Here is a 26,407-nt window from a genome sequence, read left to right on the forward strand (position 1 = left end):
GAGCGGCTGGGGGCTGGCACGGCTGGTGGCGTGGGCGGCGGCTGGCTGCGGGGTTGGTGCGGGCGAAACCGGGGTCGTGGGTGTTGATGCCGGTTCTAACCGGCATCAACACCCACGACCCCCTCAACCCCGCGCGAACACCCGCTTGCCCCCGAACCACGTCTCCCGCACCGTGATCCCCGCCAGCTCTTCCGCCGGGGTCTGGAACGGATCCTGGTCCAGCACCACGAAATCCGCCGACTTGCCCGGCGTCAGCGACCCCGTCACGTCGTCGAGCCCGCACGCGCGGGCCGAGTTCAGCGTGAACACCTGGATCGCCTCGGCCAGCGTGATGGCCTGCTCCGGCCAGAGGCTCCCGGGGTGCTTGCCGTACGGGTCCTGCCGGGTGATCAGGCCCTCGATGCCTTCCCAGGCGTTCGGGGATTCGCTCACCGGCCAGTCCGAACCCCCGGCGACCAGCGCGCCGGTGTCCAGCAGCGTGCGGTTCGGCTGCATCCGCGCCGCGCGTTCGGCGGGGATCACCTGTGCGATGGCGTCCGGGATCACGCCGGGCACCCACAGGAACGGCGAGATGTCCGCCGACACGTTGAGCGTCGCGAACCGCTCCAGATCGTCCGGGTGGATGAACTGTCCGTGCGCCACTTGGATTTTCGTCGTGTAGTCGCCGCGGGCGCGGAGGTTGCCGGCAGCGTCCAAAGTGGCCCGGACGGCAGCGTCGCCCGCGCAGTGGATCTTCGCCGAAAGCCCGGCCGAGACGGCGACGTCCAGCCAGTCCGCGAGTTCCTCCGGCGGCATCGTGGTGTCGCCGCAGAAGCACTCGTGGTGCAGGTACGGCTCCAGGAACGCCGCGGTGTGCGCGGGCGGGGTGCCGTCGAGGAAGATCTTCACGAAGTCCGGCCGGTGATGCTCGCTGCGGTACTCCGCGGCCCGGCCGAGCAGCGGTTCGCCGATCGGGTCCGCGCCGAAGATCGGGTCGTTGACCAGCATCGACGACACTACCCACGCGGCGAGTTCGCCGGCGTCGTCCAGCGTCTTCAGCGCGGCGAGGATGTCGAGAGTGGCCCCGGCGTCCTGGAATGCGGTAATGCCGTAGGAATGCAAAATCGCGATTGCTCGCCGCGATGCTTCGGCGTGCTGCTCCGCGGTGAGCGCGCGCGTGTCCCGCATCGCCCGCTCCACCGCCAAGCCCGCGGTCTCGATCAGCAAACCGGTCGGCGCGCCGCTGTCGAGGTCGCGGTGGATCGTCCCGCCCGCCGGGTCCGGAGTGGCCGCGGTGATCCCGGCCAGTTCCAGCGCCCGGCTGCTCGCCCACCGGTTGTGCCTGCTGTCCTCGATCAGCACGACCGGACGCCCGCCCGCCGCCTCGTCCAGCGCTCGCCGCACGGACTCGTGGCCGAGTTCAGGGGCCAAAGTGGACGGCCAAGCGCCGCCGGCGACCCATTCGTCCGGACCGAGCCCAGCCGACCATTCCGTGACCGCGGCGAGGATTTCGTCCAGACCTGCGCCGCTTTCCAAGCGCAGTTCGAACAATTCCCGTCCGGCGAGGGCGTGGTGGCTGTGCACGTCCACGAAACCGGGCAGCACGAAAGCGCCGCCGAGATCGACGACCTCGGTGCCCGGACCGGCCTCGGCAGTCGTCACCCGGCCGTTCTCCACCGCGAGCGAAGTCGCCCACGGCCGATCTTCGTCCACTGTGTACACAGTGGCGTTGGTGAGGAGCAGTTCAGGCGCCATGGGTCACTGTCCGGCGGGGTCGTAGTCCGGCGAATAAACAGTGTTGCTGAGCAGCCGGCCATACGCGCCGAAGGTGAAGTGCGTCGGCGACTTGCCGTCCTCGCCCAGTCCGAACAGCGAACCGTGCGACCGCAGCTCCCGCACGTTGCGGTGGTCGGCCACGGTCACCGACGCGCACGGGATGACCTTCTCGCGCCAGGTGAACACGTAGATCCCGGGCCGGATCTGGTACACGGAGTTCTCGTCGGTGTCGGCGAGGCCGCGCTCCGGGCCGGAAAGGCACTGCCAGGTGTACCAGTGCGGAGTGAGGTAGACGTGCTCGTAGGCGTGCTCTTCGCTGTAGACCCACTGCACGCGGCGGCCGATCAACGCCGTGCTGGGCGCGATTTCCTCGCCGTGTGCCTCGCGGCCCTGGATGGTCGCGGGACGGAACCGTTGTGTCACGCGGGGAAGTCCGTCGCCGATCGTGCTCGTGACGACCAGCGCGCGGCCCTGGCGTACGTCCAGCAGCAGGCTGTACGAGGTTTCCGCACCGGGATGGAACTGCACGTAGAACAGCCCGGCGTCGACGAGGAATGTCTCGGAAGCGGTCTCGCCGGCCGCGCCGTCCTCGTCCCACGACGCGCGGCCGCCCGAGAAACTGATCGAGAACGTGCCGCCGTCGGCGCAGTCCAAAGTGAACGACTGGTTGTCGAGATCGTCCACAGTGGCCGCTTTGCTGGCGTCGAAGCCGGGGGCGAGACCGTCGAGCGGGAGCCAGGTGGAGGTGTCGGACAGATTGGTCGCGGGCATGGAGCCTTCCTCAGTGTTCACAGTGGCCGTGGGCGGCCGAGGGCAGGTCGAGTGCCGGGTTCCGGTCGCAGAACCCGTAGGGGCGCACCATGAATCCGGAGTAGTCGACCGGCATGACCGGCCAGTCCTCCGGACGCGGGATGTGCGTCGGGCCGAAGACGTGCCACAGCACGACGTCGGTGTCGCTGACGGAGCGGTCGGCCGCCGTCCACGCGGGCAGGCCGGCCCCGCCCGGGTGCGCATTGGGGCGCTCGCCCGCCGGGAACCGTTCGCCGGGCGCGTAGGGCGTGACCCACAGGTGGTTCGTGGCGAAGGTCGCGCGCTGATGGACTGTCGATTCCGGTTGCGCCATCAGGGTCGCCGACGGCCGCGGCACGAGCTGGTACGCAGTCGGCGCGCCGAGCCGGTTGGTGTGCTCGGTGCTGCGGACCTCCCACACTCGCGCGGTCGCCGGGTTGGCGTGCCGTTTCGCTTGCTGTTCGGTGCGCAGTTCGGTGGCCTTCCAGGTGAAGGCGTTGCCGTACGGGTTTTCGTCGCCGATCGGAATCCCGACAGTGTCCACTTCGTACACCGAGTTGCGCTGGCCGTCGACCGCGAAGTCGAGCCGGGCACAGAACAGGTGCTGGTGCACCGGAGCGAACAGGCCGGGCGCGATCTCGGACGCGTGCGGATTCGCGGACCCGGGCTCGCCAGCGCCGGAGAAGACGATGCCGGTTGCCTTGGCCTCGCATTCGATGGTGCCGTCGAGGTAGAGGTACCAGAAGAAACCGTAGTCGTAGTTTCCGATGGTGGAGATCGACGAGATCACCAGCCGCCGCGAACGGCGGACCTCGGCCTTGCCGTCGAGATCTGTGTGCTTCCAGAGGATCCCGTAGTCCTCCTCGTGCATGCAGATCGCGTTGGGCACGCGCACCGGCTGGCCGTGGTCGTCGGCGAGGAAGGCGTCGAAGTAGTGGATCACGCCGAGGCAGTCGCAGCCGAGGCGAAGGCTGTTGCCGTTCTTGCCGAGCAGGTACTCGCCGGCGTCGAAGTAGCTGATCCAGAACCGGCCGATCGAGGTGTCCCCGTAGGGAACGACCATCTCCGGCACCGACGCGCGGTACAGCACCGAGCGGTCCTGGAAGGTCAGCTGGTGCAGGGTCAGGCCCTCGCGCGCGTTGAACCCCACGCGCAGCTGCCAGCCCTCCCACGTCACGAGCGAGCCGTCGACCTGGAAGCTCGGGCCTTCCGGCTGGGTGATCTCGATCGGCTTGAGCGTGGTGCGCGCGGGGCGGTGGCCGTATCGGCCGGAGTCCTCCGGGACCGGAACGTCGCCCTCGTCCTCGACCCGCAGGACGCGCTGTTCGGTGAGGTTGAGGTGCGCGACCAGGCCCTCGACCGGCCGTGACCAGGGGTTGTCGGTGTCGTCCTCGCGCAGGAAGGTGAGCGAACGGATGACCCGGCCGGTTTCGTCCTCGCGGCCGAAGTGACCGGGGGCGAGCGGGGCGCAGAACGCGTGCTCGACGCGGTCGCCGAGACCGCGGCGCTCCATGGCCGCCTGCCACTCCGGGGAGGCCTTGGTGACGGCCTCGGCCAGGTCGTACTCCTCGAAGAGATACGGGGGCTGGCCCTCGCCGCACTTCTCGTGGCTGACCAGCTCACCGGCGGTCACCGACACGACCGCGTCGGCCGATTCGCCGGTCGCGGTGTCGAGCAGGGTGAACTGGATCCGGCGGTCGGTCCGGGAACCGCCCAGTACGGCGGCCTTGTCCGGCTCCACCGGGAGGACCTGCGGAAACCGCGTCGTCTCGGTGATCAGCCCCTGTGCCTCCAGCACTGCCCGGCCTGTGGCGAGCTCGTCGGCGGTCAGCGGGTCAAGGGGGTGGGGGTGTGCGTTGCTCATGGTGTCCCTTCGCGCTCCTCGCCGCAGTGTTCGCGCTGCACCGGGGGCAGCGGTAGCCGGGATCCGGGGGTCGTGCGGCCGCTGACAACAAGGATGCACTCGGTGCCAATCCCCGGCGGAGCCGTTGTTGCAGGATTGCCGGATGCGACTCGACCTCGACGGCAAGGCCGTGCTGATCACCGGGGCCGCGTCCGGGATCGGACTGGCCTGCGCGCGGGCGTTCCTGGCGGAGGGCGCGCGGGTCGGGATCCTGGACCGGGTCCGGCCGCCGTCGTTGCCGGGGGACGTCGTCGCGGCGCGGGCGGACATCACCGACGAGGACCAGGTCGCCGCGGCGGTGCGGCTCGTGGCCGAGTCTTTCGGCGGGATCGACGTGGTAGTCGGTTGCGCCGGGATCTCCGGGCCGGTCGGCCGGCCGCTCGCGGAGACCAGCGCGGCGGACTTCACCTCGGTCATGGCGGTGAACGTGCTGGGGCAGTTTCTGGTCGCGAAGCACGCTCGGCCCTGGCTGGGAGACGGGAGTTCGATCGTCTTCCTGGCCAGCGATTCGGCCTTCGTGTGCGCGCCCGGGATGGTGCCCTACTGCGCGTCGAAGGGCGCGGTGGTGTCGTTGACGCGGGCGCTGTCGGTCGAGTTCGACGGCGTCCGGGTCAACTGCGTGTGCCCGTCGGTGGTGGACACGCCGATGGCGCGCGGGGATTTGGGCGAGCTGCTGGACGAACCGGGATTCCCGGTCCAGGCGGCCGACGAGGTCGCCCAGCAGGTGGTGTATCTGGCTTCCGCGCGGGCGCGGACGGTGAACGGACAGGCCTTGCTCGCCGACTTCGGCTATTCGGCTCGGTCTGGGTTTCCTGCTTGAAAGGGAGAAATGACGATGGCAGACACGCGGGTCGTGGCGATTACCGGCGGAGGGACGGGCATTGGGGCTGCGGTTGCTCGGCGGTACGCAGGCGAAGGCGCACAGGTCGTGGTTCTGGGCAGGCGGCGCGAGCCGCTGGAGAAGGTCGCTGCGGAGACCGGTGCGCACGTGATCGCTTGCGACGCCAGCGTCCGGGAGGACGCGGAGGCGGCGATCGCGGAAATCGTCTCGAAATACGGGCGGCTGGACGTGATCGTGGCCAATGCCGGCGGGCACGGGCTGTCCTCGGTGGTGGACACCGGGGACGAGGAATGGGAGATCGCGCTTCGGTCCAATTTGTCGAGCGCGTTCGTGTTGTGCCGGGCCGCGTTGCCTTCCTTGGTGGAGAGCGGCGGGCAGGTCGTGATTGTTTCTTCGCTGGCTGGGTTGTTCGCCGGGCCCAATGTCGCCGGGTACACGGTGGCCAAGCACGCGTTGATCGGGCTGACTCGCTCTATTGCCCGGGATTACGGGCCGCGCGGGGTCCGGGCCAATGCTGTGTGCCCGGGGTGGGTGCGGACGCCGATGGCGGACGGGGAGATGGAGCAGTTCGCCGAGGCGGCCGGGTTTGCCGGCGGGCATGACGAGGGGTACCGGCGGGTGACTGCCGAGGTTCCGTTGCGGCGTCCTGCCGAGCCGGAGGAAATCGCTTCTCTTGTGCGGTTCCTGGGGTCTTCGGAGTCTTCTTATATTACTGGGGCGGTGGTGGTCGCCGATGGCGGGGCGCATGCTGTTGATTTGCCTACCTTGGCGTTCGAGCGGGCCGGGATGGGGGCGTAGGCGCCGCTCGACCTGATTGGGCACCGGGCTGTTCTTCGCTCCCGCCCGGGCAATGCCGGGGTGCGGTGTTGGGGTGTCTCAGGTTGGTTCAGCCAGGGTCCGCAGCCATTTGGTGAGCAGTTGTGTTTCCGCCGCGCCCAGGATCTCCGGGTTGGCCGCGGCGTGTTCCAGTACGCGGTGGATTTCGGCGTGCCGGTCGCCGGTCGCCGAGGTGCCGGTGATCGCGGCGATCGCGCCTTCCCGCACCGCCACGGACAGCGGGCGGTCTTCTTCGGCGAGGATGATCTGCCGCAGCGTGACGCCGATGTTCGCCACGAGGATGTGCGCGGCCGCCTGGTCCGGCGGGACGGTCAAGCGTCCCTGGCCGGCGGCGGCTCGGGTCAGGGCGCGCAGCATCGCGCTGGGGCGTTCTTGCGCCTCGGGGGCGTGGCCGGGGTGGACCTGGCCGTACATGAGCGTGTAGAAGCCGGGGTTCGCGATTCCGAACGCGACGTGGGCGTCCCAGCCGTCGCGCAGGTCCTGGATCGGGTCGCCGGACGGCTCGTGGGCGCCCTTCTCCGCCAGGTACAGGTCGAAGCCGCGCTCGACGACCGCGTCCAGCAGGCCCTGTTTGCTGCCGAAGAAGTGGTAGAGCGTCGGCATTTTCACCCCGGCTTGGGCGCAGATCGCGCGCAGTGAAATGTCCTCGCCCGGCGTCGCGGCGACCTGCTCGGCGGCGGCGTCCAGGAGCCGGGTCCGTGTATCCGCGTTCGCAATCTGTGTCACACCGCTATGGTAGCCGCTGTTGCACTGATACAGTGACGCATATCAGCGATAAAGAGATGGAGGGGTCCTCATGACCGACCACACCCTCAAGGGCAAGAACGTCCTGGTCGCCGCCGGGGCGAAGAACCTGGGCGGGCTCATCAGCAGGCAGGCCGCCGAGGCCGGCGCGAACGTGGCGATCCACTACAACTCCTCCTCGACCCGGCCGCAGGCGGAGGAGACGCTCGCCGCGGTCGAGGCGGCGGGCGGCAAGGGTGTCGTGCTGACCGGCGACCTGACCGTCCCGGCGAACGTGGAGAAGCTGTTCTCCGCCGCCGAAGCGGCGCTCGGGAAGATCGACGTCGCGGTCAACACGGTGGGCAAGGTGCTGCGCAAGCCGATCACCGAGACCACCGAGGACGAGTACGACTCGATGTTCGACATCAACTCGAAGGCGGCGTACTTCTTCATCAAGGAGGCGGGCAAGAACGTCGCCGACGGCGGCAAGATCATCACGATCGTGACCAGCCTGCTCGCCGCGTTCACCGACGGGTACTCGACCTACGCGGGCGGCAAGAGCCCGGTCGAGCACTTCACCCGCGCCGCGGCCAAGGAGTTCGCCTCGCGCGGGATCTCGGTCACCGCGGTCGGGCCCGGCCCGATGGACACGCCGTTCTTCTACGGCCAGGAAACCCCGGAGCGGGTGGAATTCCACCAGTCCCAGGCGATGGGCGGGCAGTTGACGAAGATCGAGGACATCGCGCCGATCGTGACGTTCCTGGCGACGTCGGGCTGGTGGATCACCGGGCAGACGATTTTCGCCAACGGCGGCTACACTACGCGCTGATTTTCGCTACGACAGCAAGGAATTCTCGATGTCAGAGGTGGAAATTCCCGAACCGGTGTCGTCGTTCGTCACCGCGGTGAACCTGCACGACGAGGGCGCGTTCCTGGACGCGTTCGCCGAGACCGGGGTGGTGGACGACTGGGGCCGGTTATTCACCGGACGAGCTGAGATCAAGAGATGGAGCGACGTCGAATTCATCGGCGCGCGCGGTGTCCTGACCCCGGAGGAAAGCACGGTTTCCGGCGACGTCGTCACCGTCGTCGGGGACTGGCGAAGCAACCACGCCAACGGCCGTTCGAAGTTCGTTTTCGACGTCGACGGCGACCGGATCGCCAAGATGACCATCCGGAAGGGCTGAGTCCCCCCGGGGAGCGGGCGCCCCACCGCGGCCGCCCGCTCCCCGGTTCAGTTGGTGCCCAGATACGCCTGGTGCAGCGTGTCCGGGTGGTCCAGCAGGGGCTGCGACTCCCCGGCATAGGTGACTTTGCCGGAGGAGACGACCAGGGCCTCCTGCGCGACTTTCAGCGCCAGGTGGGTGAACTGTTCCACCAGGAGAATCGCCGCGCCCGCGCTGGCGAATTCGGTGACCGCCGGGAGAAGCCTGGTGAAGACGGCCGGAGCCAGGCCGAGCGACATCTCGTCGATGAGCAGGAACTTCGGTTTCGCGGCGAAAGCCCGGCCCAGGACCACCATCTGCTGCTCGCCGCCGGACAGCAGCGCGGCGGGCGAGTTCTTGCGTTTCTCCAATTCCGGGAAGAGGGCGAGGACTTCTTCCACGCCGGCCGGGGTGGTGGCGGTCAGGCGCAGGTTTTCCAGGACGGTCAGGCTGGCGAAGACCGCGCGTCCTTGCTCGACGTGCGCCAGTCCCAGTCGCGCTCTGGCCACCCGCGAATGTTTCGTGACGTCGGTGTGTCCGACGTGGATAGTCCCGGTCGCCGCGGGGATCACCCCGGACAGGGCTTCCAGCAGGCTGGTCTTGCCCGCCCCGTTGGGGCCCACCAGCGCGGTGATCTTGCCCGGTTCCAGCGTCAGGCCGACGTCGGAGATGACCGGGCCCGCGCCGCGCGTGACGGTCAGGTTTTCGATGCGCAGCGTGCTCACAGCATCTCCGTTTCGCCAAGGTAGGCCTTCAGAACCGCCGGATCCGCCAGCACTTCCGCCTGCGGGCCGCTCGCCAGCACCTCGCCGAAGTCGAGCACGGTCAGCGTGTCGCAGACCGACCGGACCAGGTCCAGGTCGTGTTCGATGATCAGCACCGAGACGCCGAACCTGGCCGGGACCTGCCGCAGGCGTTCGCCGAACGCGACGTGTTCCTCGTGCGGGAGACCCGCCGCCGGTTCGTCGAGGAGCAGCACCTGGGGCTTGGCCATGAGGTGCCCGACGACCTCGACCAGGCGGCGCGCACCCACGTCGACCCGTTCCAGCGGCGTCGCGGCCGGCGGGCACCCGAAGAACTCCAGCGCGGCAGCGACTTCGGCGGCGTCCGGGCGACGGCGAGCCACGAAGCGGACGTACGCCTCGATGGTCAAGCCCGCCGGGACCCGGTCTTGCTGGAACGTCCGGCGCAGACCGGAGCGGGCTCGTTGCGTCGGATTGCCGGTGAGCGGCCGGTCGGCCAGTTCTGCGATTCCTTCAGCCTGCGGCAGGAAGCCGCTGATGGCGTCGACCAAAGTGGACTTTCCCGCACCGTTCGGGCCGATGACGCCCAGGACTCCGCCCTTGGGAACGGCCAGGTCCACTCCGGACAGTGCCTTCACCTGGCCGAAGGTGACGCTCAGGCCGCGGACCACCAGCACCGGTTCGCCGGGCGGCAGCCGCGGAGGTTCTTCGTCCAGAGCAGTGATCCGCACCCCGGCGCTGGCCCTGGAGCGGCGACGCCGCAACTCGCGGATCGCCGTGCCCAGGTTGCCGCGTCCGGCCAGCGCCTGGAGGCCCAGCAGACCGAAGATGACGTAGCCCCAGTCCTGCGGGACTCCCCATCGCTTCAACAGCTCCGGCACCGCGACCCACAGGACCGCGCCGAACACTGCCATGTCAATCAAGTGCGCGCCGGACATGATCGCCAGCACGTACAACGCCAGCGACTGCAGCGGGGCGAAGCTGGTCGGGAAAGCGAACCCGACCTGTGCGGTAAGCAGGCCGCCGCTGAGACCGCCCAGGGTGGCGCTGACCGCGAAGGCCGACAGCTTGGCCATTCGGACGCTGGCGCCTGCCGCGGCGGTGCCGCGTTCGGAGAACGCCACCGCGGCCCAGCTGCTGCCCCACGGACCGCGCCGGAGGAAGTGCACGAGCAAGGCGCAGACGATCAGGACGAGGACGCACAGGAGGAAGTACGCGTTGTCGTCAGCTACAAAAGACGGACGGTCTACCGAAACGCCGTCCGTGGTGCCGGGGAACTGGATTTCCACCAGGGTGACGTCGGCGGCCGCGGCGAGGCCGAGCGTCACCACCGCCAGGTTGATCCCGCGCAGACGCAACGCGGGGAGTCCGATGAGGACACCGACGACGCCTGCCGCCAGACCGCCCAGCAGAAGCCAGAACAGAAAGCCGCCGGGAGCGTCGGCGACGTTCAGCGCCGAGACGACCCACGCGCCGATCGCGCCGAAGGTCAGCTGGCACAAGGAGATCATGCCGGCGCTGCCGGTGACGACGCCGAGGCCGAGCAAGGCGATCGCGGCCACGACGACGCTCACGCCGAGGTAGGCGAAGTAGCCGTTGAGACCGACGGTCAGGCCGATTCCGGCCACTACCGCGACCACCGCGACGACCAGTGGGGTTCCGAAGCGGGACACCGCGCCCCGGTCAGCGAGCTGCATCCCACACCTCCTTGCGCTGAGACCACACGAGCAGGCCGACGATGGCCAGGAACGGGACGAAATTCCGCACTACCGAAAGCTGGTCGACCTGCGCGAGCGCGCCCTGCAGCATGCCGAGCACGAGTCCGCCGGCGACGGCGAGGTCCAGCCGGCGGAACCCGCCGAGCAGGGCCGCCGCGGCGGCGGGCACGACCAGCATGGCCAGCGAGGTGGCGTCGTTCGACTGGGACGGGGCGACGATCACGATGATGACGGTGCTGATCAGGCCGGTGGCGCCCCAGACCGCCGCGCTGAGCCGTTTCGCCGGGATGCCCAGCAGCTCAGCGGTCGTCGGGCGTTCCGACAACGCGCGCAGCGAGATGCCGACGGGCGTCTTGGTCAGGATCAGCCGCGCGGCGAGGGCGATCACCACCGCCAGCGCGACGGTCACGACCGTCACCTGGCTGATCACCACGCCGCCGGCGGTGAAGGCCGGCCCGGCCAGCAACGCCGGAAACGGCTGCGGTTTGTTGCCGAACAGGATGAACGACAACGAGATCAACAGCAGCAGCACCGCGACGGTGACCGCCGAGCGGGTGCCGGTGCCTGCCTCGGCCAGCCAGGTCGAGACGACCCAGCCGATCAGCACGCTCAGCACCCCGCCCAGCAGCACGCCGAGCAGCACCGCCAGCCATTCCGGCAGTCCGCCGTGGACGGACAGGGCCACTCCGACGTAACTGCCGAACATGCCGGTGGCCGCCTGGGCGAAGTTGACGACCCGGACCAGCCGCGACATCAGCGTCAGGCACACCGCCAGCACCGCGTAAAGCCCGCCGGCGGCAAGCCCGGCCAGCGCTCCCTGCACCATTGCAGTCTCCTCTTTCCCGAGCGGGTCAGCGCCGCGGAATCCGCAGCCAGTCGGTACCGGCGATCTCCCACCGGTTCGTGCCCGTGGCGAGCTTCACCGGCCAGCCCGCGGTGTTGTCGTGGTGCGTCTGCCCGGGGCCGAACACGTACGGCGTGCCGACCATCGGATCGGAGATCGGTTTCATCTCGCGCAGCGCCTTCGTCACCGATTCCCGCGTGATGTCGCCCCGCATGCCTTCCAGCACCTTCAGGAAGTACTTCGCCGCGAGATAACCGCCCTGGCTGAACGAGGTCAGCGGAATGTTGTTGCGGGTCATGAGATCCCGCCACGCCTTGGTGCGCGGGCTCGACGGGTCGGTGAACGGGTAGAACTCGGCGGGCACGTAAACGCCCTTGCCCGCTTCGGAAACCGCCTTCGCGTACTGTTCGCTGTAGACACTCGTGAGCAGCAGCCAGGTCACGTCTTTCCAGCCCTGTGCCTGCGCGGCTTTCAGCTGGCCGATCGAGTCGGGCTCGACCGGGTTGACCGTCACCGCTTTGCATCCGGCGGCGCGCGCCTTGACGATGTAGGGCGTGTAGTCGGAACCGTTGTACGGCACGGTCGCGTCGACGTACTTCAGTTTCTTGCCGGTGATTTTCGACCATTCGTCGATGGCCGCGCGATAGTATGGCAACGTGTTCCCGGCGATTTCCAGCAACGCGCACATGTCTTGCAGGTGCAGCACTTCGGAGCCGTACAGCAGGGTCAGCGTCATGTCGTGGAACGGCCCGACATTGGCCGGTCCGATGTTCGGGCTGGTGAAGCACGACGGGTCGACGCCGATTCCGGAGAGGGACAGGACTTTTTCCTGCTGGTAGTACTTGGCGTTGATCTGGCATTCGATGAGGCTGGACGAGCCGACCAGCGCCACCGCCTGATCGCCGCCGACGATCTCGCGGGCGGCGGCCGCGGCGGCGGCCGGGTCGCCCTTGTCGTCGATGGCGTGGTATTCGATCTTGCGCCCGCGCACGCCGCCCGCGGCGTTCGCCGCGTCGAAGACGGCCTTGGCGGCCTGGGAGGATTCCGGGAAGGTGGCGGGTCCGCTCAACGCGTTGACCGAGCCGACCACGATCGGTCCGTTCGGATCGGCGGTGCCCGCGCAGCCCGCCGCGACCAGCGTGACGAGCACGGCCGAGGCGAGCGCGGGCAGGAACTTTCTCATCATGGCTCGGCTTTCCGGTCCGCAGTGACCAGAGGGGAGGGAAGAAGGGGCGGTGCCGGGGGAAGGACCGGCACCGCCGTTTCGCGGGGGACTCAGTCGGTCGCCGCGGCGACCGGGGCGGAATCGACGATCTGCTCGAAGCTCGCGACCTTGCCGCCGTCGAACTTCCACACGTGCGCCACGCGCGCGGTGAAAGCCTTGCCGGACTTGCGGTTCGTGCCGGAATAGGTGCCGAGCCCGACGACCGAATCGCCGGCGTCCAGCAGTGCGGACAGGGAGAACTGGTAGCCGTCCCAGTCGCGGGCGATCGCCTCGAAGACGTTGCGCCGCACCTCGTCCGGGCCGGTGTAGGTGCCCGCGTAGGGGAATCCGGCGGCCTCGGTCCAGGTGGTCTCTTGGCCGATCGGGGCGAGCATGCCCTCGAGGTCGCCGCGGTCGCTCGCCTCGTAGTGCGCGGTGATAACGTCCACATTGGACACGGAGAGACTCCTTAGACAGGCTGGACGTCGGGGTAGCTGATCGAGCCGAGCGGGTAGATGTGCCCGCCCGCGCGGGAATGCTCGGACCGGCCGTCGCCGGTGATGCCGAGGAAAACGCCGGTGGTGCGCAGGTCGTAGCCGAGGTCGTGCAGCCACACGCTGGCCACCGCGATCCGGAACTCCCGGAAGCAGAACAGGTACAGGCCGTCGGCGAACTTCCAGACGGTCGACATGTCCACGTCGCCGTGCCCGCGCTGCACGCCCTCGACGCACTGCCAGCAGTAACGTTCGGAGGAGAGGTAAACGTGCTCGTACAGGTGATTCGGGCTGTAGCGGTAGACGTTGCGCTTGCCGATGAGGTCCCGCGACGGACCGGGCGCCTCGCCAGCCGGCTCGCCGCCGTCGGTGGTGCCGGCGTGGAAGGTCTGCGAAACCCGCGGCGTGCCTTCGACGTCCTCGTCGCCGATCACCGAACGCACGGTCATCGCGCGGTGCGTGGTGGTCGAGTAGACGATCGTGAGGGCCTCGCCTTCGACGCTGGTCAGCGGCAGATTCACGAAGAAGACGTCCGGACGCACGGCGACCGCGTCGTACGGGTCCTCGACGCCGTCGCGGGTAAGCCGTTCGCCGTCGAGGAACCGCAGCTCGAGCTTCGCTCCGTCATCGAGGGTGACGGTGAGCTCCCGCCCGGTGAGGTCCGCGTTGGGCAGCCGGTAGGTGTCGATCCCGGCGGCGAACTCGTCGTAGGTGCGCCATTCGTCAGGGGAAGGGTCGGACATGCCCATCATGCTCGCCGCGCCCCGGCCCGTGAGCGAACGTTCATGCGCTGGCGGGCAACTGCCGGACGCTCGCGGTCAACCCCTCGTGAGTGGCGACCGCGGTTCCCACCGGGATCGCCACTCACGACGTCTCTGCCGCCCGCCTCGCTGTTGTGCGGGGGTGGGCCTGCCGTCGCGCGGGCGGCTCGCGGCTGCGCCGCCTCGTCTCTTGTGTGTGGGCAACGGGCGTGCGGCCGCGGATGCCGCGACGCGGGACCGGGGGCTTACGTGAGCGGGGGCGGCGGATGTGTGGGAGTGGGCCTGTCGTGACGGCATGGTGCGGCGGTTGGGTGGGGCGCGGCTTTAGGGGCCTCGTGAGTGGCGATCCCGGTTCTCACCGCGATCGCCACTCACGACGCCCTTGCCCGCACCTCACTAGGCGACTGCGCGAAAGCCGCCCGGAACACCCGCGAAAAGTGCGCCGCGTCGACAAATCCCCACCGCGCCGCGATTGCCGCGACCGGACGGGCCGCCAGCAGCGGATCCCGCAGATCCCGGCGGCAATGCTCCAACCGACGCTGCCGGATCCACCCAGCCACCGTCGTCCCCTGCTCCTGGAACAACCCGTGCAGATGCCGCGTCGAAATGTAGTGTTCCGCGGCGATCTGCGCCGGGCCGAGATCGGACCGCGAAAGATTGGCGTCGACGTAGCTGCGGATCCGCCGCATCAGGTCGTGGTGCGGGTCGGCGGCCGCGCGGTCCAGGTCGAGTTCGGTGGCCAGCATCGTGGTCAGCAGGTCGACCGCGTTGTGGGCCAGCCGCACCCCGACCGGGCTCGTCAGCACGTCCAGGTTCCCGCCCAGCTGCGCCAGGAACGGCACCACGACGTTGCCGACGCCCTCGCGCCCGGACATCCGCACCGCGGTGAGCTGGCCGACCAGATCGCGCGGCAGGTCGACCTGCTGTTGCGGGAACATCAGCACCAGCGTCCGGAAATTCTCTTCGAACACCAGGGAATACGGCCGGTTCGTGTCGTACAGCGCGACGTCGCCGGGACGCAGCACCGCCTCGCGGCCGTCCTGGGTGAGGATGCCGGTGCCGGCCAGCATGACGCTCAGCTTGTAGCACGGCCGGTCGGCGCGGGCGATGAGTTCCGGTGTGCGCTCGACCGCGTGCGGCGACGCGGTGATCTCGGTGAGCGCGATCTCGCCCGCCTCGTGCGTGCGGAGCCTGCCGTGGAAGCGGTCGCGGTGCTCGGTGCTCACCTGCAGCGGCACGAACGATCGCAGGACAGCGGACCGGAACTCCGTGAAGTCCTGCGCGACCGTGGTCGGCGTCTGCAAGATTGCCGTCATCATGTCACCTCTCCGTCGAAGTGCCGGTACCGCTGCTGACGGTCGGTGAAGGACGCCTCGCGGGAATCAGGTTCCCGCAGGGCGTCCTTCACCGACGGGACGCACCTTAGACCTGTTCGCCCAGTTTGAAACCCTGCTCGGCCCCGGCGGCGCGGGTGTAGGAGAACCCGTCCGCGCCGATGGTCACGTCCATTTCCTTCGTTTCGGTGCGTTCCTCGACCGGCTGGAGCTTGCCGTCGAGGTCGAGCACCCGCGAGGCCTCGGTGTACCAGCTCGGCACCACCGGATTGCCCCACCAGTCGCGGCGCTGGTTGTCGTGCACGTCCCAGCTGATCACCGGGTTGTCCGGGTCGCCGGTGTAATAGTCGTGGGTGTAGATCTCGATCCGGTGCCCGTCCGGGTCACGCACGTACAAATAGAACGCGTTCGACACGCCGTGCCGTCCGGGCCCGCGCTCGATCTGGTCCGATTTCCGCACCGCGCCGAGGTGGTCGCAGATGTGCAGGATCTGGTGCCGCTCATGGGTCGCGAACGCGATGTGGTGCAGGCGAGGGCCCGCGCCGCCGGTGAGCGCGACGTCGTGCACGGTCGGTTTGCGGAACATCCACGCCGCGTACACGGTGCCCTCGTCGTCCACGATGTCTTCCGACACCCGGAAGCCGAGGCCCTCGTAGTACTTCCGCGCGGCCGGGACGTCCGGCGTGTTCACGTTGAAGTGGTCCAGCCGCGCCAGCGCACCCGGGCCGTGCACGTCGTAGCGCTGGGTGAAGCGCTCGACGTGTTCGGCCTCGTAGAAGAACTCGATCGGGAAGCCGAGCGGGTCCACTACGCGCACCGCTTCCCCGATGCCGCGCGTGGTGCCTGCCGGGACGCGGCGCACCTCGACACCGAGTTCCCGGTAGTACGCCTCGGCGACGTCGAGTTCGGCTTCGCCGCGCACCCGGTAGGCGAGCACGGACAGCGCCGGCTCCGCGCCCTTGCGGATGATCAGCGAGTGGTGCAGGTATTCCTCGAACGCGCGCAGGTAGACCGCTTCGTCGTCCTCATAGGTCACCACGAGACCGAGAATGTCCACATAGAACTCTCGCGACGTTTTCAGGTCGCTGACGATGAGTTCCGCGTAGGCACAGCGGATGACGTCCGGCGGGGTCGTGGTCATGCCTTGTCCTTCCCGGCCCCGAAGCGCGCCGTGTGCACGTCGCCGAGCGTGATGTGCACGGCCTGCTGTTCGGTGTAGAAATCGATCGAGCGGTAGCCGCCTTCGTGGCCGAGGCCGGACGCCTTGACCCCGCCGAACGGCGTGCGCAGGTCGCGCACGTTGTGCGAGTTCAGCCAGACCATGCCGGCGTCGATGCTCTGCGCGAAGTTGTGCGCGCGGGTCAGGTCGGCGGTCCAGACGTAGGCGGCCAGGCCGTACTTGACGTTGTTGGCCAGTTCGAGGGCTTCCTCGTCGGTGTCGAACGGCGTGATCGCCACGACTGGGCCGAAGATCTCCTCTTGGAAGATCCGCGCGTCCGGCTTCACGTCGGCGAACACCGTCGGGGCCACGTAGTTCCCGGTGTCCAGGCCCTCCGGACGGCCGCCGCCCGCGAGCAGTTTCCCTTCCGTCTTGCCGATTTCGAGGTAGCTCATCACCTTGTCGAAGTGCTCCGGGTGCACCAGGGCGCCGACCTCGGTGGCCGGGTCGTGCGGGTCGCCGACCACGATGTCGCGGGCGCGTTCGGCGTACCGGGCGCAGAACTCCTCGTAGATCGGGCGCTCGACGAGAATCCGGCTGCCCGCCGTGCAGCGTTCGCCGTTGAGCGAGAAGACGCCGAACAGCGTGGAGTCCAGTGCGGCTTCGAAGTCCGCGTCGGCGAACACGACGGCCGGGGACTTGCCGCCCAGCTCCATCGACATGCCCTTGAGGCCGGGCGCGCAGTTGCGGAAGATCGTTTCGCCGGTGGTGGTTTCGCCGGTGAACGAGATCAGCCGGACGTCCGGGTGCTTGACCAGCGCGTCGCCCGCTTCCTCGCCCAGGCCGTTGACGAGGTTGAACACTCCGTCCGGCACGCCCGCCTCGCGGAAGATGTCCGCCCACAGGCTCGCCGACAGCGGCGTGAACTCGGCGGGTTTGAGCACCACGGTGCACCCGGACGCCAGCGCCGGCGCGAGCTTCCAGCTCTCCAGCATGAACGGCGTGTTCCACGGCGTGATCAGCCCGGCGACGCCGACCGGCTTGCGGTTGACGTAGTTGACCTGCTTGCCGGGCACCTGATAGGTGTCGTCGGCCTGCGCGACGATCAGATCGGCGAAGAACCGGAAGTTCTCCGCGGCGCGCTGTGCCTGGCCGAGCGCCTGCTTGATCGGCAGGCCGGTGTCGAAGGTTTCCAGCTCGGCCAGCTGCTTGTCGCGACTTTCGACGAGATCGGCGATCTTGTTGAGGATCCGGGCGCGCTGCCGCGGCAGCAGCTTCGGCCACGGCCCGTGGTCGAACGCCTCCTTCGCCGCGGCGACGGCGAGGTCGATGTCCTCGGCCTTGCCCGCCGAAGCCGTCAGGTACGGCTTGTTCGTGACCGGGTCGAGCACCTCGAAGGTCTCGCCCGAGACGCTGTCGGCCGGCGCGCCGCCGATGTAGTGGCGGATGTGCTCCGGCAGGTTCTCCGGAACGTAGTGCGCGGTCATGGTCACTTTCCTTCCACGGTGAAGCCGTCGACGGGCGAGAGGTACTGCTCGCCCTGGCGCATCAGTTCGGTGATCCGGGCGATGCCCGGTTCGGTCGGGGTGATCAGCGGTGGCCGCACGAAACCCGACTTGATCAGGCCGCGCTGCTCCAGCACCCACTTGCCCGGCGCCGGGTTGGTCTCGACGAACAGCAGGTCGACCAGCGGATGCAGGCCGTAGTGGATCTCGCGGGCGCGGTCGAAGTCGCCTTCGGTCCACGCGCGGTACATCTCGGCGCTGGCGGCCGGGGCGATGTTGGCGGTGGCGCTCACGAAACCGGTGCCGCCGAGGGAGAGCAGCGGCAGGCACAGCAGCTCGATGCCCGACCAGACGAGCAATTCCTTGCCGCACAGGTGAAGCACGCGGGAGAAGTGCTCGAAGTCCTTGGTGGTCTCCTTGATCCCGACGAAGTTGCCGAAATCGCGGAACAGCCGCGCGACCGTCTCCGGCGCGAGGTCGACCGAGGTCCGGCTCGGCACGTTGTAGGCGACGATCGGCAGGTCCGGGAATTCCTTCGCGACCGTGGCGTACCAGCGGTAAAGCGCTTCCTGGGTGGGCCGCGCGTAGTACGGGGTGATGATCAGCGCGGCGTCGATGCCCGCGTCGCGTGCCTCGGCGGTCAGCTCCAGCGTCTCGTCGAGCTTCGCCGAACCGGTGCCGGGCATGAACGGCACCTTGTCGTCCACCGCCTTGGCGACGGTGCGGATCGTCTCCGCGCGCTCGGCCACCGTCATCGCGCCGGGTTCGCCGGTGGAGCCGCCGATCGAGACGCCGTGCGAACCGGATGCGAGCTGCCAGTTCACCAGGTTGGCCAGGCTCTCGTGGTCGACTTCGCCGTCTGCGGTGAACGGGGTCATCAGCGGCGCGATCGAGCCGGTGATGGCGTTCGGGGTACTGCGGAACCTCATGGGGTGGGGTCCTTCCTAGGGAGCTTCGGCGGGCGGGGCGGCCCGCCGGTCGAGGTAGGCGTCGAGGGTGGCGGTGCGGTGCCTGCGCGCGGCCAGTTCGAGTTCCAGCGGGTCGGCGTTCTGCTCGATCAGCACCAGCAGTTGTTCGTGTTCCTTCACGGATTCGTGCGCGCGGCCCGGGACGAAGCTGAACGTCGAATCGCGCAGCGAGGCCAGCCGGTGCCAGCCGCGGTGCACGAGATCGAGCACGTGCGGGTTCGGGCACGGTTCGAAAAGAACAGAGTGGAACTCCTGGTTCAGCTCGGTGAACCGGTGCGGCTCGAAGTTCTCCAGCGACAGGCGCAGCTGCTCGTTGACCGCCCGTGCCCGCTCGATGTCCTCGGCGGACAGTTTCGGGGCGGACAGCGAGGTGGCGAAACCTTCCACCAGGGCAAGCGTTTGCATGGTGTGCTCGTAGGCGGTTTCGTCGACCATCACCACCTGCGCGCCGACGTTCCGCTCGAACGTGACCAGCCCTTCGGCTTCGAGCAGCCGGATCGCTTCGCGCACCGGGACGACGCTGACGTCCAGTTCCCTGGCGATCTGCCCCAGGACCAGGCGATAGCCGGGGCCGAAGGTCCGGTCCGCGATCCGGTCCTTGATCCAGCGGTACGCGCGCTGGGATTTGCTCTCGCCGGCTACGGGCGCCACTGGGCGTACCTGGCCTTCCAGCGCTCGTTCATCGGGTAGAGGCCGTCGACGCTTTCGCCGTTCGCGACCTGCTCCGCGATGAACGTTTCCTGGCGTTCCTGTTCGATCGCCGCGTCCGCGATCTTTTCCGCCAGGTGCGGCGGAATCACCAGGACCCCGTCGGAATCGCCGACAATCACGTCGCCCGGCTGGACGGTCGCGCCGCCGCAAGCGACGGTGATGTCGACGTCCCAAGGAACGTGGCGGCGGCCGAGCACGGCCGGGTGCGGACCGGAGTGGTAGGTCGGAATGTCCAGCGCCGCCACCGCCGCCAGGTCGCGAACGCCGCCGTCGGTGACGATTCCCGCCGCGCCGCGGACCTGGGCGCGCAGGGCGAGGATGTCGCCGATCGTGCCGGTTCCCTTTTCGCCGCGGGCTTCCATGACCAGGACGTCGCCGGGGTTGAGCGAATCGATGGCGCGTTTCTGGGCGTTGAAGCCGCCGCCGTGGGATGTGAAGAGGTCCTCGCGGAAGGGGACGTAGCGAAGCGTCCTCGCCCGGCCGATGAGTTTCGTGTCCGGCCGGGTGGAGCCGAGGCCGTCGATGGAGACGTGGTTGTAGCCGTTTTTGCGCAGCTGGGCGGAAAGCGTTGCCGTGCCTACGCTGGTGAGCTTGGTCTTGAGTTCCTCGGTGAGCACGAATTCCGCCGGGAGCCCCGCGGATTCCCGGTCGCCGTAAGCCTGCTCGCGCTGGTTGTCGTCGATCTTGGGCTGAGCGCTGAACTCCGGGAGCGGTGTGGTGCCCTCCGTGACCGGCGTGACCAGCCGCCCGGTGGTCAGGTCGCCGTGGCTGACCTCGACCTCGACCGTGTCGCCCGGCTGCACCACCGACGATCCCGCCGGGGTCCCGGTGAGGATGACGTCGCCGGGTTCGAGGGTGCTCAGCTGGGAGAGGTCGGCGACGAGGGTGCCGAAGTCGAAAATGAGGTCTTCGGTGGTGTCGTCCTGGACGAGTTCGCCGTTGACCCAGGTGCGGACCCGGAGGTTCCGGGGATCGACCTCGGCGGCGGGGATCGTGGCCGGGCCGAGCGGGGTGAACCCGTCGCCGCCCTTGGAGCGGAGATTGGAACCGCCGTCAGCGTGCCGCAGATCGTATACGCCGAAGTCGTTGGCGGCGGTGACGCTCTCGACGCAGCTCCAGCCTTCGCCGGGGCTGACGTGGCGGGCCTGCTTGCCGATGATCAAGGCGATCTCGCCCTCGAAGGCGAGGAGTTCGGTGCCTGCCGGGCGCTCGACGGGGGTGCCGGAGGTGCTGATCGAGGTGGTGGGTTTGACGAAGTAGGAGGGCTTCGCCGGGGTCCGCCCGCGCTGCTTCGCGCGGGACGGGTAGTTCAGGTGAAGCGCGATGACCTTGCCCGGCCGCTCCGGCGGGGTGGTGCTCGATACGGGACTCATGGGGGTTGACCTGCCCGGATGTCGTCGGGAGAGGAAGATATCTCAAAAGATATACGATCCTGGCGTATGGGGGCAAGGGTGCGACGTGGGCTGGCAGCGGAGCAGGCATCGTGCTGTCTCCGTCTGACCGGTGAGATTCCGGGCACCTGTGACTCACGGTCCCCGCGGGGATCTCCGGAAGTGCGGCCTGCCAAGCAGCGCGGGGTGCCGGCTTGTCGGACGTGAGTCATGACAACGCATACAGCTCGGAGCGGCAACATCGGCGCCGGGGCCGGGGTATGTCGTTGCGGAGTTGACTTGCTGATGCCAATGACTTCCCTGTGCGCCCTGACTCGGCCGTGCGGCGGTCATCGTTCGCCGGACCGGGGGTGTCAAGGGGCTTCGAGATCTCGCGGTTCTGATCCGCCCGTCGGGGCGACTTGCGCGTCGGCGGCAGCGTTGTGCGTGGCTTTTTTCGGTGGGGCGAGCCCGCCGCGCCTGCTTCAGGCCCCCTCCTGCCAGCGGCTCAACGGAAGCGCCGGAACCCGATGCCCCCGATGCCCGGTCATCTCCTCGTTGGCCACCAGCGCGTTCAACACCGCCTCCTCCACCGCCTGCACCACCGCCTCGAAGAACGGATCGATCGCACCCCACGGGATGAACCGCATGCTCTCGTAAGGCTCATCGTCCGGCCGCGGGAAATGGCTGGTCAGCGCGCCTGCGTTGGCAGTGCTGAACGCCAGGAACAGATCCCCCGAGAAGTGCGACCCGGTGGTCCCGGTCCGGGCCAGCCCCAAAGGCACCCGGCGGGCGAGCGCGGTGCACTGACCGGGCAGCAGCGGCGCGTCGGTCCCGACCACGACGATCACCGAACCCGCACCGGCGGGGGCGAGCCAGCTGGTGTCGGCCATGGGATTGTCGTCGGCCAGCGCCACGCCCAGGTGCGACCCGGCCACGGTGAGTTCCGGACGGCTGCCGAAGTTCGCCTGCACCAAAGCACCAACGGTGTAGCTGTCCGGCCCGTGCGCGACAACCCGTGACGACGTACCAGTCCCGCCCTTGAAGCCGTAGCAGGTCATCCCGGTGCCGCCGCCCACCGAACCCTCGGCGATGGGGCCGGAGGCAGCCGCGTCGATGGCGGCGACTGCGTGGCCGGTCCGGATGGTCGGGGCGTTGACGTCGTTGAGATAGCCGTCCCACGTCTCCGCGACCACCGGCAGCAGCCACTCCGCCGCGGCGTCCGGGCGTTCGCGGACAACCCAGTCGATCGTCCCCCGATGACACTGCCCGACCGAGTGGGTGCTGGTGATCAGAACCGGCAGGGTCAGCGAACCCGTCTCAGCCAGCCAGGCACGGCCGGTCATTTCTCCGTTGCCGTTCAACGAAAAGGTGCCTGCGGAGCAAGGCACGTCGAACCGGGAACGGCCGCGCGGCAGGATCGCGGTGACGCCGGTCCGCACCGACGCGCCTTCGATCAGGGTGGTGTATCCGACCTCGACGCCCGGGATGTCAGTGATCGCGTTGTGCGGGCCGGGCTTGCCGCCGAGGGCCAGTCCTAGGTCGCGGGCGCGGGTCATGCGGGGTCCTCCAGGGAGCATCGGGTCGACACGCGCGCGTAGGACAGCACCATCGCCTCGGCGACGGATCGGTCCAGCGGCGGGACGGCTTGGGTCAGGTGGAGCCCGTACCCGTCTTCGAGGGTGACGAGGTTGCGGGCGATGGTGACCGGGTCGTCGGTCAGGTCGAAAATCCCGGTCGCGGCACCGGCTTCCAGGATGCCGACGTAGCCGCGGACCTGGCGTTCGTACAGTGCGATGTGCCGCGCGGCGTAGGCCGGTTCGCGGCGGGCGATGGTGCCCAGTTCGTACAGCAGCACGCACAGTTCGTCGTTCTTGCCGTTCGGCAGTCCGCTGCCGATCATCGCGCGCATCCGGGCGCGCGGGTCGGCCTCGGCGGCGACAGCGGCTTCGCGCGCTACACAGAAGCGTTCGACGGCCTCCTGCTGCACGTCTTCGAGCAGGTCGCTCAGGGAAGGGTAGTAGTACAACAGGGAACCCGGCGACATGCCGGCGTGGTCCGCGACGTCGCGCAGCTTCAGGTTCAGCACGCCGCGTTCGACGACCGTGTGCCGTGCCGCGGCCACCAGTTCCGCCCGCCGCTCGGGGGCCTTGCTCGGTCTTGCCATGCCCTGATTCTTTGAACAAATCTCGAAAAATGCAACCCCTGGACGGATCGAGACCGCTGAAGTCTTGACGTGACGACCGTGAGGGCCTTAGCTGAACGCCCGGCTGGTTATTTGAGTTCCATTCAAACAACGTACCTGAGCAACGACTTGATGGAGGCCAGCGTTGTCCACCCCCGTCTTGCGCCGCGGGTTGCGCACCCTCGGCATGCTGCTGATCACGCTTTCCGCGATCAGCCCGGCGTCCTCGGTGTTCGTCATCGCACCGGGCGTCCTCACCGGCGCCGGATCGGGCGCCTTCTACGCCTTCCTCGCCGCCGCCGTGGTCGGCGTCTTCATGGCCTTCGTGTACGCCGAACTGGGCTCGGCCTTCCCGAGCGCGGGCGGGGAGTACACGATCGCCGCCCGCACGCTGGGCAAACTGTCCGGATTCATGGTGCTGGGCATCATGATCGTGACGCAGGTGCTGATCGTCGCGGTGATCGCGCTCGGCGTCGGCACCTACCTGAGCGTGGTGCTGCCCGGCGTCTCGCCCGCGGTCGTGGCGTCGGTGACCTGCGTGCTCGCCGCGATCGTCGCGGTGTTCGACATCAAGCTGAACGCCTGGGTCACCGGCATTTTCCTCGCGGTGGAGCTGCTGGCGCTGGCCGTGGTCGCGGTGCTCGGGCTGGCCAAGCCTGCCCGGCCGTTCACCGACCTGCTCGCGCATCCGGTCGCCCCGGGCGGCGGCCCGGCGACGATCAGCGCGGTGATGATCGCTACCGCGATCGCGATCTTCGCCTACAACGGCTATGGCTCGGCTGTCTACTTCGGAGAGGAAACCCAGGACGCCGGACGCGGAGTGGCGCGCGCTGTCCTCATGGGACTCGGGGTCACCGTGCTGGCCGAGCTGATCCCGGTCACCGCGGTACTGATGGGCGCACCGGATCTCGGCACTTTGTTCAGCTCTCCCAACATGTTGTCGTACTTCGTGCAATCCCGCGGCGGCAGCACGCTCGACACTGTGCTGAGCCTCGCGGTCGCGCTCGCCATCATCAACGCGGTGCTCGCGATCGTGCTGATCAGCTCGCGGCTGGTGTTCAGCAGCGGCCGGGACCGCGCGTGGCCGAAGGCGATGAACCGCGCGCTCGCCGCGGTGCATCCGAAGTTCGGCACCCCGTGGGTCGCGACGCTGGCGACCGGCTTCATCGCTGCCGCACTGTGCTTTGTGGACCCGCAGATCCTGACCGTCGTGACCAGCACGTCGATCGTCGTCGTGTACGCGGCGCTGTGTCTCGGCGCGATCCTGGGCCGCCGCTCCGGAGCGACGGCGGGGGCGAAGTACCGGATGCCCGGGTTCCCGATCGCGCCGGTGGTGGCGTTGGTCGCGCTGGCGTTCGTGCTGTACGTGAACGCGACCGACCCGGTGATCGGGCGGCCGAGTCTCATCGTCACGGCGGCGATTGCGTTGCTGGCCTTGGGGTATTACCTCGTGGTGCTGCGTCGCCGGGGCGGCTGGCAGCTGAGCGAAGCGGTGGAAGAGGAGGAGGTCGCGCCCGCGCCGGTGCGGGAGACCTCGTAAGCCGCGGCCGGACCGTCCACTTGAGACGCGGGCGGTCCGGTTGTCGTGGCGCACCCGGTCCGGGATGATGCGCGGATGCGGGTTTCAGTGCTGGACACATCGCCGATCGTCGCGGGGTCGACCGCGCGCGAGGCGTTGCAGCGCACGGTAGACCTCGCCGAACTGGCCGACGAGCTGGGATATCACCGCTACTGGCTGCCTGAGCACCACGGCATGCGCGGGGTCGCGAGCGCCGCGCCCGCCGTGTCGGCCGCCCGTGTCGCGGACGCGACGAAACGGATCCGCGTCGGCGCGGGCGGCGTCCTGCTGCTCAACCATCCGCCGCTCGTGGTCGCCGAACAGTTCGGCACGCTCGCCGCGTTCCACCCCGGCCGGATCGATCTCGGGCTCGGCCGGGCGCTCGGCGGTCCGCGACGGGCGGCCGATGCGCTGAACCCCGGCCCGGCGGAAAGCTTTCCCGGCCGGGTCAAGGAGTTGCTGGAGTACTTCGCCGACGCCGACCAGCCGTTGCGCGCGACTCCCGCGCGAGGAAACGTGCCGGAGGTCTGGCTGCTCGGCTCAGGCACGGCAAGCGCCCGTCTCGCCGCGGAACTGGGCCTGCCGTACGCGTTCGCCTACCACCTCCGCCCCGCCGAAGCCGCCGCCGCGACCCGGATCTACCGCGAGACCTTCCGTCCCGGCCGGACGCTCGAACCGTCCGTTGTGGTCAGCGTCGCCGTGGTCGCCGCTGTGACCGAAGACCGGGCCGAATGGCTCGCCAGGTCTGTTCGGGCCAAGGCGCTGAGCCGTTCGCGCGGCGAGCGGATCTTGTTGCCACGGCCGGAGGACGCGACCGTCGACCCGGCGATCGGGCCTGGTCCAGTCCTTGCCGGAGCCCCGGCCGCACTGCGGAATTCGTTGCGCGCGGTCATCGCCGAAACCGGTGCGGACGAGCTGATGATCACCACCCCGATCCACGACCACGCGGAGCGGAAACGGTCCTATGCGCTGGTCCGGGAGATCTCGGACGCTTTACCGCCGCGCGCTTGATCCCGTTTCGCCCGACCGGCCGTGACTGAACCGGTTCGTGTGCCGGACCTCTCGCACGGTGCCGAACCGGACGTCGCCGACCGCGCGAGACCGGTGCCGGGACGTGCATTCCATCGGCCGATTCGGGCGGCTGATTCGCTGGCCGGCGAGGAAAAGCCCGGTTCGCTCAGCCCGCGGGCAAGGGTTTTCCGGTGGGCAGCGCGGAAGCCGCGGCCGGGGAAAGGCCATCGAGCAGCAGGGCGAGATAGCGGCGCCAGTGCGCGCCCGCGACCGCGGTGACCATGGTGATCAGGCAGGGGAGATCTTCGAGCGTCAGGTCCGCGCGCGCCGCGCCGGATTCCTGTGCGCGGGACAGCACCTCGCCGAACGTCCCCAGATGCCGCCCGGCGATCTCGGCGGCGAGTGCGTTGCCGTTGACCAGCGCGAGGATCCCCGGGTGCTCGCGAAACGCCTCGACCCCGCTCTCCAGCACGATTTCCAGCGCCCGTCGCGGATCCTGCTCGGCAGCGACCCGACGGCGGATCGGCTCCACCTGCTCGGCGAAGTAGTCTTCGAGCACCGCGGTCAGCAGGTCGTCTTTGGCAGGGAAATGCCGATACAGCGTGCGCGCGCTGACCCCCGCGGCCTGCGCGACCTTGTCGAGCCAGACCTCGCCGCTGCCTTGGACGGCCGTGCGGGCCGCGGCGAGGATCGCGCGCCGGTTGTGCTGGGCGTCGGCTCGCGGGCGTTCGGTTCGGGGCACGGCGTCACGCTAGCACCGCCGAGCTAAGTGTCATACGACTGACATTT

25 protein-coding genes are annotated in these 26,407 nt (G+C 68.9%); 6 read left to right on the forward strand and 19 right to left on the reverse strand.

Going from position 1 to position 26,407, the window contains the following annotated elements:
• Positions 1-123: 123 nt before the first annotated feature.
• From A4R44_RS15805 to A4R44_RS15815, 3 genes are read right to left on the reverse strand one after another with little or no spacing between them, the layout of a single operon-like run.
• Positions 124-1,734, reverse strand: coding sequence for an amidohydrolase (locus tag A4R44_RS15805; protein WP_067580679.1), 1,611 nt, complete (start codon positions 1,732-1,734; stop codon positions 124-126).
• Positions 1,735-1,737: 3 nt separating this feature from the next.
• Positions 1,738-2,526 (reverse strand): MoaF C-terminal domain-containing protein, encoded by a 789-nt coding sequence (locus tag A4R44_RS15810; RefSeq protein ID WP_067580681.1) that lies wholly within the window; start codon positions 2,524-2,526, stop codon positions 1,738-1,740.
• A 10-nt stretch (positions 2,527-2,536) separates the two neighbouring features.
• The gene (locus A4R44_RS15815; RefSeq protein ID WP_067580683.1) at positions 2,537-4,408 is read right to left on the reverse strand and encodes a primary-amine oxidase; all 1,872 of its coding nucleotides are present in this window, start codon (positions 4,406-4,408) and stop codon (positions 2,537-2,539) included.
• A gap of 142 nt (positions 4,409-4,550) precedes the next feature.
• Here A4R44_RS15815 and A4R44_RS15820 point away from each other — a divergent pair, with 142 nt between their 5' ends.
• Both A4R44_RS15820 and A4R44_RS15825 read left to right on the forward strand, forming a co-directional pair.
• Entirely contained in the window at positions 4,551-5,267 is a 717-nt protein-coding gene (locus A4R44_RS15820) for an SDR family NAD(P)-dependent oxidoreductase (RefSeq protein ID WP_067580685.1), read from the forward strand.
• 15 nt (positions 5,268-5,282) lie between these two features.
• On the forward strand, positions 5,283-6,086 hold the full coding sequence (locus A4R44_RS15825) for an SDR family NAD(P)-dependent oxidoreductase (protein WP_067581259.1): 804 nt from the start codon (positions 5,283-5,285) through the stop codon (positions 6,084-6,086).
• A gap of 78 nt (positions 6,087-6,164) precedes the next feature.
• Here A4R44_RS15825 and A4R44_RS15830 read toward each other — a convergent pair whose 3' ends face one another.
• Positions 6,165-6,851, reverse strand: coding sequence for a TetR/AcrR family transcriptional regulator (locus A4R44_RS15830; RefSeq protein WP_067580687.1), 687 nt, complete (start codon positions 6,849-6,851; stop codon positions 6,165-6,167).
• A gap of 70 nt (positions 6,852-6,921) precedes the next feature.
• Between A4R44_RS15830 and A4R44_RS15835 the strand changes: the two genes are divergently transcribed.
• Both A4R44_RS15835 and A4R44_RS15840 read left to right on the forward strand, forming a co-directional pair.
• On the forward strand, positions 6,922-7,677 hold the full coding sequence (locus A4R44_RS15835; RefSeq protein WP_067580689.1) for an SDR family oxidoreductase: 756 nt from the start codon (positions 6,922-6,924) through the stop codon (positions 7,675-7,677).
• A 28-nt stretch (positions 7,678-7,705) separates the two neighbouring features.
• The gene (locus A4R44_RS15840) at positions 7,706-8,035 is read left to right on the forward strand and encodes a nuclear transport factor 2 family protein (protein ID WP_067580691.1); all 330 of its coding nucleotides are present in this window, start codon (positions 7,706-7,708) and stop codon (positions 8,033-8,035) included.
• A gap of 47 nt (positions 8,036-8,082) precedes the next feature.
• On the opposite strand, the gene A4R44_RS15845 is transcribed toward A4R44_RS15840, so the two are convergent.
• From A4R44_RS15845 to A4R44_RS15910, 14 genes are all read right to left on the reverse strand, one after another.
• Positions 8,083-8,778: an ABC transporter ATP-binding protein gene (locus A4R44_RS15845; protein WP_067580693.1), complete on the reverse strand. Its 696-nt coding sequence runs from the start codon at positions 8,776-8,778 to the stop codon at positions 8,083-8,085.
• Positions 8,775-10,493, reverse strand: coding sequence for an ATP-binding cassette domain-containing protein (locus A4R44_RS15850; protein WP_067580695.1), 1,719 nt, complete (start codon positions 10,491-10,493; stop codon positions 8,775-8,777). Before A4R44_RS15850 ends, A4R44_RS15845 begins: the two co-directional genes overlap by 4 nt.
• Positions 10,480-11,340, reverse strand: coding sequence for a branched-chain amino acid ABC transporter permease (locus A4R44_RS15855; RefSeq protein ID WP_067580697.1), 861 nt, complete (start codon positions 11,338-11,340; stop codon positions 10,480-10,482). The genes A4R44_RS15850 and A4R44_RS15855 overlap by 14 nt, the downstream gene beginning before the upstream one ends.
• Positions 11,341-11,365: 25 nt before the next feature.
• On the reverse strand, positions 11,366-12,544 hold the full coding sequence (locus A4R44_RS15860) for an ABC transporter substrate-binding protein (protein WP_232791625.1): 1,179 nt from the start codon (positions 12,542-12,544) through the stop codon (positions 11,366-11,368).
• An 89-nt stretch (positions 12,545-12,633) separates the two neighbouring features.
• Complete coding sequence (locus A4R44_RS15865) at positions 12,634-13,020, reverse strand: nuclear transport factor 2 family protein (protein WP_067580699.1); 387 nt, start codon at positions 13,018-13,020, stop codon at positions 12,634-12,636.
• Between the two features lie 11 nt (positions 13,021-13,031).
• Positions 13,032-13,799 carry a MoaF C-terminal domain-containing protein gene (locus A4R44_RS15870; protein ID WP_067581263.1) on the reverse strand — a complete coding sequence of 256 codons (768 nt, stop codon included), beginning with the start codon at positions 13,797-13,799 and terminating at the stop codon, positions 13,032-13,034.
• A 389-nt stretch (positions 13,800-14,188) separates the two neighbouring features.
• Positions 14,189-15,136, reverse strand: a complete 948-nt coding sequence (locus tag A4R44_RS15875; protein WP_067580701.1) for a helix-turn-helix domain-containing protein — start codon at positions 15,134-15,136, stop codon at positions 14,189-14,191.
• Positions 15,137-15,239: 103 nt separating this feature from the next.
• Positions 15,240-16,292 carry a 3,4-dihydroxyphenylacetate 2,3-dioxygenase gene (hpaD, locus tag A4R44_RS15880; RefSeq protein ID WP_067580703.1) on the reverse strand — a complete coding sequence of 351 codons (1,053 nt, stop codon included), beginning with the start codon at positions 16,290-16,292 and terminating at the stop codon, positions 15,240-15,242.
• Positions 16,289-17,797, reverse strand: coding sequence for a 5-carboxymethyl-2-hydroxymuconate semialdehyde dehydrogenase (gene hpaE / locus A4R44_RS15885; RefSeq protein WP_067580705.1), 1,509 nt, complete (start codon positions 17,795-17,797; stop codon positions 16,289-16,291). Before hpaE ends, hpaD begins: the two co-directional genes overlap by 4 nt.
• 2 nt (positions 17,798-17,799) lie before the next feature.
• Entirely contained in the window at positions 17,800-18,744 is a 945-nt protein-coding gene (gene dapA / locus A4R44_RS15890) for a 4-hydroxy-tetrahydrodipicolinate synthase (protein WP_067580707.1), read from the reverse strand.
• Between the two features lie 15 nt (positions 18,745-18,759).
• The gene (locus A4R44_RS15895; protein WP_067580709.1) at positions 18,760-19,434 is read right to left on the reverse strand and encodes a GntR family transcriptional regulator; all 675 of its coding nucleotides are present in this window, start codon (positions 19,432-19,434) and stop codon (positions 18,760-18,762) included.
• Positions 19,422-20,867 (reverse strand): fumarylacetoacetate hydrolase family protein, encoded by a 1,446-nt coding sequence (locus A4R44_RS15900; protein WP_067580711.1) that lies wholly within the window; start codon positions 20,865-20,867, stop codon positions 19,422-19,424. Before A4R44_RS15900 ends, A4R44_RS15895 begins: the two co-directional genes overlap by 13 nt.
• A gap of 482 nt (positions 20,868-21,349) precedes the next feature.
• Complete coding sequence (locus A4R44_RS15905; protein WP_067580713.1) at positions 21,350-22,423, reverse strand: P1 family peptidase; 1,074 nt, start codon at positions 22,421-22,423, stop codon at positions 21,350-21,352.
• On the reverse strand, positions 22,420-23,031 hold the full coding sequence (locus A4R44_RS15910) for a TetR/AcrR family transcriptional regulator (protein ID WP_067580715.1): 612 nt from the start codon (positions 23,029-23,031) through the stop codon (positions 22,420-22,422). The genes A4R44_RS15905 and A4R44_RS15910 overlap by 4 nt, the downstream gene beginning before the upstream one ends.
• Positions 23,032-23,194: 163 nt before the next feature.
• On the opposite strand from A4R44_RS15910, the gene A4R44_RS15915 reads away from it, so the two are divergent.
• On the forward strand, positions 23,195-24,589 hold the full coding sequence (locus A4R44_RS15915) for an APC family permease (protein WP_067580717.1): 1,395 nt from the start codon (positions 23,195-23,197) through the stop codon (positions 24,587-24,589).
• 75 nt (positions 24,590-24,664) lie between these two features.
• Positions 24,665-25,618: an MsnO8 family LLM class oxidoreductase gene (locus A4R44_RS15920; RefSeq protein ID WP_067580719.1), complete on the forward strand. Its 954-nt coding sequence runs from the start codon at positions 24,665-24,667 to the stop codon at positions 25,616-25,618.
• 166 nt (positions 25,619-25,784) lie between these two features.
• Here the strand turns inward: A4R44_RS15920 and A4R44_RS15925 are convergent, their stop codons facing one another.
• Positions 25,785-26,360, reverse strand: coding sequence for a TetR/AcrR family transcriptional regulator (locus tag A4R44_RS15925; protein ID WP_067580721.1), 576 nt, complete (start codon positions 26,358-26,360; stop codon positions 25,785-25,787).
• Positions 26,361-26,407 lie beyond the last annotated feature (47 nt).

Source organism: Amycolatopsis sp. M39 (assembly GCF_001651785.1).
GTDB classification, from domain to species: domain Bacteria; phylum Actinomycetota; class Actinomycetes; order Mycobacteriales; family Pseudonocardiaceae; genus Amycolatopsis; species Amycolatopsis rubida.

Coding starts and splice junctions, on each gene's coding strand:
- A4R44_RS15805 (WP_067580679.1), bottom strand. CDS start 1,734: ATGGCGCCTGAACTGCTCCTCACCAACGCCACTGTGTACACAGTGGAC.
- A4R44_RS15810 (WP_067580681.1), bottom strand. CDS start 2,526: ATGCCCGCGACCAATCTGTCCGACACCTCCACCTGGCTCCCGCTCGAC.
- A4R44_RS15815 (WP_067580683.1), bottom strand. CDS start 4,408: ATGAGCAACGCACACCCCCACCCCCTTGACCCGCTGACCGCCGACGAG.
- A4R44_RS15820 (WP_067580685.1), top strand. CDS start 4,551: ATGCGACTCGACCTCGACGGCAAGGCCGTGCTGATCACCGGGGCCGCG.
- A4R44_RS15825 (WP_067581259.1), top strand. CDS start 5,283: ATGGCAGACACGCGGGTCGTGGCGATTACCGGCGGAGGGACGGGCATT.
- A4R44_RS15835 (WP_067580689.1), top strand. CDS start 6,922: ATGACCGACCACACCCTCAAGGGCAAGAACGTCCTGGTCGCCGCCGGG.
- A4R44_RS15840 (WP_067580691.1), top strand. CDS start 7,706: ATGTCAGAGGTGGAAATTCCCGAACCGGTGTCGTCGTTCGTCACCGCG.
- A4R44_RS15850 (WP_067580695.1), bottom strand. CDS start 10,493: ATGCAGCTCGCTGACCGGGGCGCGGTGTCCCGCTTCGGAACCCCACTG.
- A4R44_RS15855 (WP_067580697.1), bottom strand. CDS start 11,340: ATGGTGCAGGGAGCGCTGGCCGGGCTTGCCGCCGGCGGGCTTTACGCG.
- A4R44_RS15860 (WP_232791625.1), bottom strand. CDS start 12,544: ATGATGAGAAAGTTCCTGCCCGCGCTCGCCTCGGCCGTGCTCGTCACG.
- A4R44_RS15870 (WP_067581263.1), bottom strand. CDS start 13,799: ATGTCCGACCCTTCCCCTGACGAATGGCGCACCTACGACGAGTTCGCC.
- A4R44_RS15875 (WP_067580701.1), bottom strand. CDS start 15,136: ATGATGACGGCAATCTTGCAGACGCCGACCACGGTCGCGCAGGACTTC.
- hpaD (WP_067580703.1), bottom strand. CDS start 16,292: ATGACCACGACCCCGCCGGACGTCATCCGCTGTGCCTACGCGGAACTC.
- hpaE (WP_067580705.1), bottom strand. CDS start 17,797: ATGACCGCGCACTACGTTCCGGAGAACCTGCCGGAGCACATCCGCCAC.
- dapA (WP_067580707.1), bottom strand. CDS start 18,744: ATGAGGTTCCGCAGTACCCCGAACGCCATCACCGGCTCGATCGCGCCG.
- A4R44_RS15900 (WP_067580711.1), bottom strand. CDS start 20,867: ATGAGTCCCGTATCGAGCACCACCCCGCCGGAGCGGCCGGGCAAGGTC.
- A4R44_RS15905 (WP_067580713.1), bottom strand. CDS start 22,423: ATGACCCGCGCCCGCGACCTAGGACTGGCCCTCGGCGGCAAGCCCGGC.
- A4R44_RS15910 (WP_067580715.1), bottom strand. CDS start 23,031: ATGGCAAGACCGAGCAAGGCCCCCGAGCGGCGGGCGGAACTGGTGGCC.
- A4R44_RS15920 (WP_067580719.1), top strand. CDS start 24,665: ATGCGGGTTTCAGTGCTGGACACATCGCCGATCGTCGCGGGGTCGACC.